At 69.1% G+C, this 12,625-nt stretch carries 1 protein-coding gene; it reads right to left on the reverse strand.

Features of this window, described 5'->3' with window-relative positions; translation table 11 throughout:
• Positions 1-184: 184 nt before the first annotated feature.
• Positions 185-12,409 carry an amino acid adenylation domain-containing protein gene (locus tag ACM26Y_RS17400; RefSeq protein ID WP_416061456.1) on the reverse strand — a complete coding sequence of 4,075 codons (12,225 nt, stop codon included), beginning with the start codon at positions 12,407-12,409 and terminating at the stop codon, positions 185-187.
• Positions 12,410-12,625: the final 216 nt, after the last annotated feature.

A 12,625-nucleotide genomic window follows, 5' to 3' on the forward strand; every position in this document is an offset into this window, starting at 1 on the left:
GCGACTCGACAACACTCATTCCGTCAACCTCCTCAGGCCCGGCAGGCGGGCGTCCCCGAACCCCGGTGAACCGGGGTGCGCCCTGCGGCGCAGCATGTACTGAAATCGACAGCACGCGGTCGAACGTTACCTTGCGGACGGCAGGCCATAAACCTCACTGATCACATCCGTCACATCGATCGCATCACGATCTGCCGGGGCCCTGGGCGGGTTCGGCTTGTCCCTCATCGCGGCACTTCTTGTCGTCGAGGTGCTGAGCGAGCACAGGGCCGATGATCGCAAGAGACTCCGGGGTGGTCATGTCGGCGTGCGTGCCTGGAACGGACACATCGACGATCTCTCCCTCGACGAACTCCGACCAGCGCTGCGCCGGATCGTCCACACCGGGCAGATGCTCCGTGGCGCTGAAGTACAGCAGGTTGCCCCGGAACATGCCAGGCGTGTGCGAAGCAATGAGTTCCGCAGACCTGATTGCGCTGGCGTAGATGCGCCGCACTCGCTCGAGATCCAACGCGGGCCCACCGACCACCATAGTCTCGAACAATTGCTCTGCGTTCTCGGTCGACATATTCGAGATGTCGGCGTCGCCCACGTTGATCCCAACTTCGGCCAGGGCTTCCCGCACCGCATCGTGGAATTCGGATACTTCCAGATTGTGGTGGCTGTCCAACATTGTCAGGGTGGCTACCTCTTCCCCCACGGACTGCAGTTCGACCGCGATGATGTGCGACAGCACACCGCCGAGGGACCAGCCGAGCAGGTGGTAGGGACCGTGCGGCTGGATCCGTCTGATCTCCTCGACGTACCTGAGCGCCATGTCTTCCAGGGAGCCCGGAAGCGCCTCGTCCTCCGACAGAGCCGGTGACTGCAATCCGTAGACGGGACGATCCTCTGCGAATCGTGTCAAACCGGAGTAACACCACGACAGTCCGTACATCGGGTGCACACAGAAAAGCGGTTCGCGAGATCCCTTCCTACGGATGGGCAGCACGACGGCCATGGCGACATCCTGTGTCACGTCGTAGTCGAGTTCGGAGGATGCCGCCTCGAGGAGGCGCCTGGCCAGTCCCTCGACCGTAGGGTCGGCGAAGAACCACTGGATGCGAACGTCGATACCCGTCTTCGTACGCAGCCGGTTCGCCACCTGGGTGGCGTTGAGCGAGTTGCCCCCCAACGCGAAGAAGTCGTCGTCCACCCCGACCCGAGCCACCCCCAGGACCTCCGCGAACACCCCCGCCACGATCTCCTCGGCCGGGGTACTGGGAGCCCGGAACCCTCGCGACTCGAACACCGGTTCCGGCAAGGCCTTACGATCCAACTTGCCACTCGCATTGAGCGGGAAGGCCTCGAGTACCACCAGCGCCGACGGCACCATATACGACGGCAGCACCGCCCGGACCCCGTCGAGAACCCGCGCACCCTCGACCGTCGCACCCGGCGCAGCAACCACATACCCGACCAACTGCTCACCGGTGTGCGGATCGCTGTGCAAGACCACCACCGACTGTTCGACGCCCGGTTGGGCGAGCAGCGCCGCTTCGATCTCCCCCAGCTCGATCCGCTGACCGCGGAGCTTGACCTGGAAATCGGTACGACCGAGATACTCGAGTTCGCCGCCGGCGGTCCACCGCACCAGATCACCTGTGCGATACATCCGCTGTCCGGCCCCACCGAAGGGGGTGGCCACGAACCGCTCCGCCGTCAATTCAGCCCGACCGTGGTAGCCGCGGGCCAACTGCGCCCCGGCCAGATACAACTCACCTGCCACCCCGACCGGCACCGGCTGCAGCCGGCTATCGAGGACGTAGACCTCGGTGTTCCACACCGGCGCCCCGATCAGCGCCGACGGCGCCGATGGATCACCCGCCCACGCGGTGACGACTTCCGCCTCGGCCGGCCCGTACCAGTTGTGCACCTCCGGCGTGCCATCGCCGTCCCGCACCACACGTCGCACCACCTCGATCGGCAACGCCTCACCGGCGACGAACACCCGGCGCACTCCGGCACCGACACCCTCGGGCACGACCGCCACGAATGCCGCCAGCATCGACGGCACGAAATGCACGGTGGTCACCCCGTACTCGGCGATCACCTCGGCGAGATAGAACGGATCGCGGTGCCCGTCCGGCGCCGCCACCACCAGCCGGGCACCGGTCTGCAACGTCCAGAACAGCTCCCACACCGACACGTCGAACGTGAACGGCGTCTTGTGCAGCACCACATCCGACGAATCGAGCGGATACCGTGCCTGCGCCCACCGCAACTGGTTCACCGTCGCGGCATGGGTCAACGCCACCCCCTTCGGGCGACCGGTCGACCCGGACGTATAGATCACGTACGCAGTGTTCGACGCCTGCAGACCGGCAATCCGCTCCTCGTCGGCGATCGGCTCGTCGGAGTACCCCGACACATCGACGACGTCCACCTCGAGCACCCGCGAACCCGGCGCCTCGAACCCGTCCCGGGCGGTGGTCAACACCACCAGCGGAGCCGCCGACGCCAGCACATACTGCGTCCGCTCGCCCGGATGATCCGGATCGATCGGCACATACGCCCCACCAGCGGCGAGCACCGCATGCACCGCCACCACCAGATCCACGCTGCGGCGCATCGCCACCGCCACCACCGTCTCCGGCCCCACCCCCAAGCCGATCAGATGCCGCGCCAGCCGACGCACCCGCGAGGCGAACTCCGCGTAACTCCATTCCTCGTCGGCCGAGACAACCGCCGGCACCGCCGGGGATCGACGCACCTGCTCGTCGAACAGATCCACCAACGTCACCGACCCGTCGAGTTCGACGGAGGTCGCATTCCACGTCTCGAGCACCCGCACCCGCTCGGCCGCCTCGAGAATCTCGATCTCGCCCACCGGCACCGACGGATCGACCACCACCGACGCGAGCACCCGCACGAACCGCTGCCCGAACCCGACCACCGTCGACTCGTCGAACAGATCCGACGCATAGGTCACAGCACCGACCATCCCAGCCGGCGCCCCCGACTCGTCGAATTGCTCGACGAATGTGAACTGCAGATCGAACTTCGCAGTGTCCAGTTCCGCCTCGACCCCGGACACCTCCAATTCGGGCAGCTCGAACCGGGTACGCGCAAAGTTCTGGAACACCAGCAACACCTGGAACAACGGCGAATGGGCCGTCGACCGCACCGGCGCAATCTCGTCGACCAATGCCTCGAACGGCACCTCCGCGTGCCCGAACGCCGCCACATCCACCGCCCGCGCCTGCGACAGCACCTGCTCGAACGACACCCCCGACTCGACACGAGTCCGCAACACCAGCGTGTTGACGAACATGCCGATCAAGTCGTCGAGCTCACGCGCCCCACGCCCGGCGACGGGCGTGCCCACTGCAATGTCCGCGGTGCCCGACAGGCGCGACAACAACACCGCCAACGCCGCATGCACCACCATGAACACCGTCGACGCGTGCTCACGCCCCACCCGGGACAGGCCGGCATGCACCGACGCCGGCACCTCGAACGACACCGTCGCCCCACGGAACGACTGCACCGCCGGCCGCGGTCGATCGGTCTGCAACGGCAATACCTCCGGCAGACCCTCGAGCTGCCCGAGCCAATACTGCATCTGCTGTGAGAACACCGACTCCGGATCGTCCACCGACCCGAGCATCCGCCGCTGCCACAACGCGAAATCGGCGTACTGCACCGGCAACGGCACCCACCCCGGCACCTCACCACGACGCCGAGACTCGTACGCCACCATCACATCCCGACCCAACGGCGCCATCGACGAACCGTCACCGGCGATGTGATGCACCACCACCACCAACACGAACTCCGCATCGGCGACCTGGAACAACCGCGCACGCACCGGCACCTCGGCAGCGACATCGAACCCCGCACCGATCACCCCACCGACCGCAGCGAAAACCTCCGACTCCGGCACCCGCACCGGCTCGAGATCGAGCACCACCCCCGACGCCGGCAACACCACCTGCACCGGCCCGTCCGCATCCGACGGATACACCGTCCGCAACGACTCGTGCCGCTCGAGCACATCAGCCACCGCCGCCTGCAACGCCTCCACATCCAACCGACCCGACAACCGAATCACCAACGGCACGTTGTATACCGGCGACGACGGATCGAACTGGTTGATGAACCACATCCGCTGCTGCGCAAACGACAACGGCACCCGCTCCGGCCGCACCTGCCGCACCAACGGCACCACCGCACCCGAACCCGCATGCCGCTCGACCGCCACCGCCAACGCCTGCACCGTCGACGACTCGAACAACACCCGCACCGGCACCCGCGCATCCAACGCCGCACCCAACCGCGCCACCACCTGGGTGGCGTTGAGCGAGTTGCCCCCCAACGCGAAGAAGTCGTCGTCCACCCCGACCCGAGCCACCCCCAGGACCTCCGCGAACACCCCCGCCACGATCTCCTCGGCCGGGGTACTGGGAGCCCGGAACCCTCGCGACTCGAACACCGGTTCCGGCAAGGCCTTACGATCCAACTTGCCACTCGCATTGAGCGGGAAGGCCTCGAGTACCACCAGCGCCGACGGCACCATATACGACGGCAGCACCGCCCGGACCCCGTCGAGAACCCGCGCACCCTCGACCGTCGCACCCGGCGCAGCAACCACATACCCGACCAACTGCTCACCGGTGTGCGGATCGCTGTGCAAGACCACCACCGACTGTTCGACGCCCGGTTGGGCGAGCAGCGCCGCTTCGATCTCCCCCAGCTCGATCCGCTGACCGCGGAGCTTGACCTGGAAATCGGTACGACCGAGATACTCGAGTTCGCCGCCGGCGGTCCACCGCACCAGATCACCTGTGCGATACATCCGCTGTCCGGCCCCACCGAAGGGGGTGGCCACGAACCGCTCCGCCGTCAATTCAGCCCGACCGTGGTAGCCGCGGGCCAACTGCGCCCCGGCCAGATACAACTCACCTGCCACCCCGACCGGCACCGGCTGCAGCCGGCTATCGAGGACGTAGACCTCGGTGTTCCACACCGGCGCCCCGATCAGCGCCGACGGCGCCGATGGATCACCCGCCCACGCGGTGACGACTTCCGCCTCGGCCGGCCCGTACCAGTTGTGCACCTCCGGCGTGCCATCGCCGTCCCGCACCACACGTCGCACCACCTCGATCGGCAACGCCTCACCGGCGACGAACACCCGGCGCACTCCGGCACCGACACCCTCGGGCACGACCGCCACGAATGCCGCCAGCATCGACGGCACGAAATGCACGGTGGTCACCCCGTACTCGGCGATCACCTCGGCGAGATAGAACGGATCGCGGTGCCCGTCCGGCGCCGCCACCACCAGCCGGGCACCGGTCTGCAACGTCCAGAACAGCTCCCACACCGACACGTCGAACGTGAACGGCGTCTTGTGCAGCACCACATCCGACGAATCGAGCGGATACCGTGCCTGCGCCCACCGCAACTGGTTCACCGTCGCGGCATGGGTCAACGCCACCCCCTTCGGGCGACCGGTCGACCCGGACGTATAGATCACGTACGCAGTGTTCGACGCCTGCAGACCGGCAATCCGCTCCTCGTCGGCGATCGGCTCGTCGGAGTACCCCGACACATCGACGACGTCCACCTCGAGCACCCGCGAACCCGGCGCCTCGAACCCGTCCCGGGCGGTGGTCAACACCACCAGCGGAGCCGCCGACGCCAGCACATACTGCGTCCGCTCGCCCGGATGATCCGGATCGATCGGCACATACGCCCCACCAGCGGCGAGCACCGCATGCACCGCCACCACCAGATCCACGCTGCGGCGCATCGCCACCGCCACCACCGTCTCCGGCCCCACCCCCAAGCCGATCAGATGCCGCGCCAGCCGACGCACCCGCGAGGCGAACTCCGCGTAACTCCATTCCTCGTCGGCCGAGACAACCGCCGGCACCGCCGGGGATCGACGCACCTGCTCGTCGAACAGATCCACCAACGTCACCGACCCGTCGAGTTCGACGGAGGTCGCATTCCACGTCTCGAGCACCCGCACCCGCTCGGCCGCCTCGAGAATCTCGATCTCGCCCACCGGCACCGACGGATCGACCACCACCGACGCGAGCACCCGCACGAACCGCTGCCCGAACCCGACCACCGTCGACTCGTCGAACAGATCCGACGCATAGGTCACAGCACCGACCATCCCAGCCGGCGCCCCCGACTCGTCGAATTGCTCGACGAATGTGAACTGCAGATCGAACTTCGCAGTGTCCAGTTCCGCCTCGACCCCGGACACCTCCAATTCGGGCAGCTCGAACCGGGTACGCGCAAAGTTCTGGAACACCAGCAACACCTGGAACAACGGCGAATGGGCCGTCGACCGCACCGGCGCAATCTCGTCGACCAATGCCTCGAACGGCACCTCCGCGTGCCCGAACGCCGCCACATCCACCGCCCGCGCCTGCGACAGCACCTGCTCGAACGACACCCCCGACTCGACACGAGTCCGCAACACCAGCGTGTTGACGAACATGCCGATCAAGTCGTCGAGCTCACGCGCCCCACGCCCGGCGACGGGCGTGCCCACTGCAATGTCCGCGGTGCCCGACAGGCGCGACAACAACACCGCCAACGCCGCATGCACCACCATGAACACCGTCGACGCGTGCTCACGCCCCACCCGGGACAGGCCGGCATGCACCGACGCCGGCACCTCGAACGACACCGTCGCCCCACGGAACGACTGCACCGCCGGCCGCGGTCGATCGGTCTGCAACGGCAATACCTCCGGCAGACCCTCGAGCTGCCCGAGCCAATACTGCATCTGCTGTGAGAACACCGACTCCGGATCGTCCACCGACCCGAGCATCCGCCGCTGCCACAACGCGAAATCGGCGTACTGCACCGGCAACGGCACCCACCCCGGCACCTCACCACGACGCCGAGACTCGTACGCCACCATCACATCCCGACCCAACGGCGCCATCGACGAACCGTCACCGGCGATGTGATGCACCACCACCACCAACACGAACTCCGCATCGGCGACCTGGAACAACCGCGCACGCACCGGCACCTCGGCAGCGACATCGAACCCCGCACCGATCACCCCACCGACCGCAGCGAAAACCTCCGACTCCGGCACCCGCACCGGCTCGAGATCGAGCACCACCCCCGACGCCGGCAACACCACCTGCACCGGCCCGTCCGCATCCGACGGATACACCGTCCGCAACGACTCGTGCCGCTCGAGCACATCAGCCACCGCCGCCTGCAACGCCTCCACATCCAACCGACCCGACAACCGAATCACCAACGGCACGTTGTATACCGGCGACGACGGATCGAACTGGTTGATGAACCACATCCGCTGCTGCGCAAACGACAACGGCACCCGCTCCGGCCGCACCTGCCGCACCAACGGCACCACCGCACCCGAACCCGCATGCCGCTCGACCGCCACCGCCAACGCCTGCACCGTCGACGACTCGAACAACACCCGCACCGGCACCCGCGCATCCAACGCCGCACCCAACCGCGCCACCACCTGGGTGGCGTTGAGCGAGTTGCCCCCCAACGCGAAGAAGTCGTCGTCCACCCCGACCCGAGCCACCCCCAGGACCTCCGCGAACACCCCCGCCACGATCTCCTCGGCCGGGGTCGTCGGCGCCCGGAACTCGCGCGCAACGAACGTCGGCGCCGGCAGCGCCTTACGATCCAGCTTGCCCGAGGTGTTCAGCGGGAACTCAGCGAGCACCACCAGCGCCGACGGCACCATATACGACGGCAGCATCCGCGTTACGAACTCGATCACCTCGCCGGCATCCACCTCGTGGCCCGGCGCGGGAACCACATACCCGGCGAGCTGGTCACCGGTCGGGGTCGGCACGACCAGCGCCGCGGCCTGGTTCACCGACTCGTGCGCCAGCAACGCCGCCTCGATCTCCCCCAGCTCGATCCGCTGACCGCGGAACTTGACCTGGAAATCGGTACGACCGATGTAGTCGAGAACCTGGTCACCGCTCGCGGTTCGGCGCCACCGGACGAGGTCACCGGTGCGGTACATGCGAGCGCCGGGGGTGCCGAGCGGGTCGGCGACGAAGCGGTCCGCGGTGAGGTCCGGTCGACCCACGTAGCCGCGCGCGAGTTGCACGCCGGCGAGGTACAGCTCCCCGGGCACACCGACCGGGACAGGATGCAGCCGGCCGTCGAGGACGTACACGCGCACGTTCCACTCGGGCACACCGATGGGCACGCTCTGCCGCTCGTCGGCGGCGGGCCAGTACGTCACCGACACCGCGGCCTCGGTGGGGCCGTACAGATTGTGCACCGCGGCAGCGCAGATGCGACGGAAGGCGTCGACGGTCTCGGGTGGCAGAGCTTCGCCGATCACGAACACGTGCCGCAGCGTCGAGCAGGTACCGGCCGGCGCATGAGCGGCGAACACAGTGAGCATCGACGGCACGAAGTCGGTCAGCGTCACGCCGTGCCGCGCGATCGTCTCGGCGACGTACACCGGATCGCGGTGACCGTCGTGGGTGGCGACGACGAGGGTCGCGCCGGCGCGCAGGGGCAGGAACCAGCCCCACAGCGACACGTCGAAGGTGGTGGCGGTCTTCTGCAGATAGACGTCGCTGTCGTCGATCTCGTACTCGTGGGCCATCCACTCGAGCTGGTTGACGATGGCCTCGTGCGAGATGCACACGCCCTTGGGGCGTCCCGTGGAACCGGACGTGAAGATGACGTAGGCGGGGGTGCCGGGACGGATCGGACCGGCCAGTTCGTCGTCCCGGATCGGGTCGGGCGCGTAGCCCCGCAGGTCGAGGTCGTCGACCAGGACGGGGGCGACCGTGCCGGGCAGGTCCGCCGCGTCCGCACGGGTGCTCAGGACGCACACCGGTTGCGCGGTGGACAGGATGTGCCCGATGCGGTCGGCGGGATGGCCGGGATCGAGCGGGACGTAGGCACCGCCAGCCGCGACGACCGCGTAGATCGCGACCGGGAGGTCGATCGAACGCCGGATGGCCAGTGCCACGAGGGTTTCGGGTCCGACACCGAGGCCGATGAGGTACCGGGCGAGCCGGTTGACGCGCGCATCGAACTGCGCGTAGGTGAGCGTCTCGTCGCCGAAGACGACGGCCACCGCATCCGGACGATGCGCGACGGCGTCCCGGTACGCGGCCAGCAGCCCCGTCGCCGGGACCGGATGCACGGCACGGTCGTTGCCGGCAGCGAGGGCGCGGTGCTCGGCGGTGTCGAGGAGGTCGAGGTCACCCACCACGCGGTCGGTGCCCGCGGCCAGGGCGGCGAGCACCCGGATCAGGCGCCCGGCGAAACCCTGCACCGTGGGCTCGTCGAAGAGATCGGTCGCATAGGTGAACTGCGCCGACATTCCGGCCGGCTTCCCGGCTTCCTCGCGGGGCGAGACGGTCAGCTGGAGATCGAACTTGGCAACGGCGCCACCGAGATCGACGGATTCGATCTCGACGTCCGGCAGGATCACCTCGGCGCGGTCGAGGTTCTGGAAGAACAGCGCCACCTGGAACAGCGGATGGTGCCCGGTCGATCGCACCGGATCGAGCACCTCCACGAGCCGCTCGAACGGCAGCTCCGCGTTGTCGAAGGCCGCGAGGTCGGCGTCTCTGACCCGGCCGAGCAGTTCGGCGAACGTGGCGTCGGGCTCCACGCGGGTGCGCAGCACGAGGGTGTTGACGAACATGCCGACGAGATCGTCGAGTGCGCGCTCGCCGCGGCCCGCGACGGGTGTGCCGATCGCGATGTCCGCGGTGCCCGACAGTCGCGACAGCAGTACCGCGAGCGCGGCGTGGACGACCATGAACGCGGACGTGCCGGTCGCCTGAGCGGCGGCTTCGACCGCCTCGTGCAGGGCGGCGTCGATCTCGAAGTCGACGGTGGCGCCGCGGCCCGAGGCCTCCACCGGGCGGGGCCGGTCGGTCGGCAGGTCGAGACGGTCCGGGAGGTCGGCGAGGGCGTCCCGCCAGAACTCGATCTCCCGCGCCGCCGGTGATGCGGGATCGGACTCGTCACCGAGTACGGCGCGCTGCCAGAGTGCGTAGTCGGCGTACTGCACCGCGAGCGGTTCCCACGCGGGGGCCGCACCGCCGGTGCGTGCGACGTACGCGGTGACCAGGTCCCGCACGAAGGGCGCGATGGAGGCGCCGTCGGCGGCGATGTGGTGGACGACCAGGACGAGGACGTGCTCGTCGTCGGCCGACCGCAGCAGGTTCACCCGCAGCGGCACCTCGGACGTCACGTCGAAGCCGGCCGTCGCGAGCCGGGCGACCGCTCCGGCGATCTCGTCGGGCGGGGTCGGCACCGGGTCGAGGGGGTGCCTCGCCTCCTCAGGCGGGAGGATCAGCTGGGATCCGATGCCGTCGTGCTCGGGGTAGACGGTGCGCAGCACCTCGTGCCGGCCCACGACGTCGGCGAGGGCCCGGCGCAGGGAATCGACGTCGAGCGGCCCGCGGACGCGCAACGCGACGGGGATGTTGTTCGCCGCCGACACCGGATCGAACCGGTTGAGGAACCACATCCGCTGCTGCGCCAGTGACAGCGGGATCGGATCGGGGCGCGGCCCGGCGACGAGCGGTTGCGGCGCGCCCGCCCCGACGGAGGGTTCGACGAGTGCGGCGAGGCCTTCGACGGTGGACGCCTCGAACAACAGTCGCGCGGGGACCCGGGTAGCGAGGCGTTCTCCGAGCCGGGCGGCCGCGCGGGTGGCGACGAGGGAATTGCCACCGAGTTCGAAGAAGTCGTCGTCGAGGCCGGCCCGTTCGGCACCGAGCAACTCCGTGAACACCTCCGCCACGGCCTGTTCCGTGGCGGAACGGGGTGCGCGGTATTCGTGCGCGGGCAACTCCGGTTCGGGCAGTGCGGCCCGGTCGAGCTTGCCGACCGGGGTCAGCGGTATGCGGTCGAGCGGCACGATCACGGCGGGCACCATGTGCGCCGGCAGCCGGTGGGAGACGAACTCGGTCAGTGCGTCGGGGTCGATGTCCGCACCCGGGACGGGATGGACGTACGACACCAGCCGGGCCTCACCCGAAGGGGTCCGGCGTCCCACCGTGACCGCGAAGTCGGCATCGGGGTGCGCGGCCAGCGCGGCGTCGATCTCCCCGAGCTCGATCCGGAATCCCCGGATCTTGACCTGGAAGTCGTTGCGCCCCATGTAGATCAGCCCGGTCTCGCCCGATCGGACGAGGTCACCGGTGCGGTACAGGCGGGTGCCGGCGGGACCCGCGACGAACCGCTCGGCTGTCAGCGCGGCGCGACGATGGTAGCCGCGGGCGAGACCGGGGCCCTCGAGGTAGAGCTCCCCCACGACCCCGGACGGGACCGGGTTGAGGCGCTCGTCCAGCACGTGCGCGGTCATCCCGCGGATGGCCCGGCCGATCGTGACCTGCTCGCCGGGCCGCAGCGCGTGCGAGATGTTGGTCATGATGGTGGTCTCGGTGGGCCCGTAGCCGTTGAAGAAGCGGCGCCCCGGTGCCCATCGCGCGACCAGGTCCGGCGGGCACGCCTCGCCGCCCACGACCACCGTCGCGAGGGTGTCCAGTCCGGCCGGGTCGACGGACGCCAGGGCTGCGGGTGTGACGAAGGCGTGGGTGACCTGCCGGCTGCGCAGCAGCTCGGCGAGGTCCTCGCCGCCGTACACGGACGGCGGGGCGATCACCATGGTGGAGCCCGCGCCGACGGCGAGCAGCAACTCGAGGACGGAGGCGTCGAAGCTGGGGGACGCGAAGTGCAGGGTGCGCGAGGCCGGGTTCAGCGCGTAGCGCTCGACCTGTTCGGCGCAGAAGCCCTCCAGTCCGGTGTGGGTGACGACCACGCCCTTGGGCCGGCCCGTGGAACCCGAGGTGTAGATCACGTACGCGGGGTGCTCCGCCCGCAGTGTCCGGACCCGGTCGTCGAGCGCGACAGGTGCTGCGGACTGTTCGGCGAGGGCGGCGCGGGTCTCGGCGGAATCGAGGGCGATCCAGGGCACGGAGCCGGGCAGGTCCGGCACCGAAGCCGTGAGGGTCAGACCGGCGCGGGCTCCCGAGTCGTCGACCATGTGCCGGACCCGGTCCTCCGGGTAGTTGGGGTCCACGGGCACGAACGCGGCGCCGGCCTTGGCGACGGCCCACACCGACAGCACCGACTCGATCGACCGGGTCGCAGCGACGGCGACCACGTCCTCCGGCCCGATGCCGCGCCGGATGAGCAGCCGTGCCAGCCGGGAGGAGGCCGAGTCGAGCTCGCCGTAGCTCAGGGTGCGGTCCTCGAACACCACCGCGGGTGCGGCGGGATCACGTTCGACCGCTGCGGCCAGGAGCTGGGGCAGCAGAGCGACGCGGGGTCCGCGTCGGCGGCCGGGTCGCTGCCGGACCGGCCGGCGACCTCGTGTTTCGTCCGGCCGTCGGTCCCCCGAACCGTCGACACTCATCCCTGCGTGCTCCGTCGCCGGTCGTCCTGCGCGTGCACACCCAGCATCATCCACCTCGCGTATCCCTCATCGTCCCGGCCGTCGCCCCCTGCACACGACAGTGCAGGGTGGCACGCGCCAGCCCCATTAGACCATCGGGGGGCCTGACGCTTCGTTACGGTCGAAACCGCGAGGTCGGCCGCGGATCACACCCCGCGACCAGCAGGCGGACGACGA

Origin of the sequence: Rhodococcus indonesiensis, from assembly GCF_047782815.1 — a bacterium.
In the GTDB taxonomy this organism is placed as follows: domain Bacteria; phylum Actinomycetota; class Actinomycetes; order Mycobacteriales; family Mycobacteriaceae; genus Rhodococcus; species Rhodococcus indonesiensis.

Coding starts and splice junctions, on each gene's coding strand:
- ACM26Y_RS17400 (WP_416061456.1), bottom strand. CDS start 12,409: ATGAGTGTCGACGGTTCGGGGGACCGACGGCCGGACGAAACACGAGGT.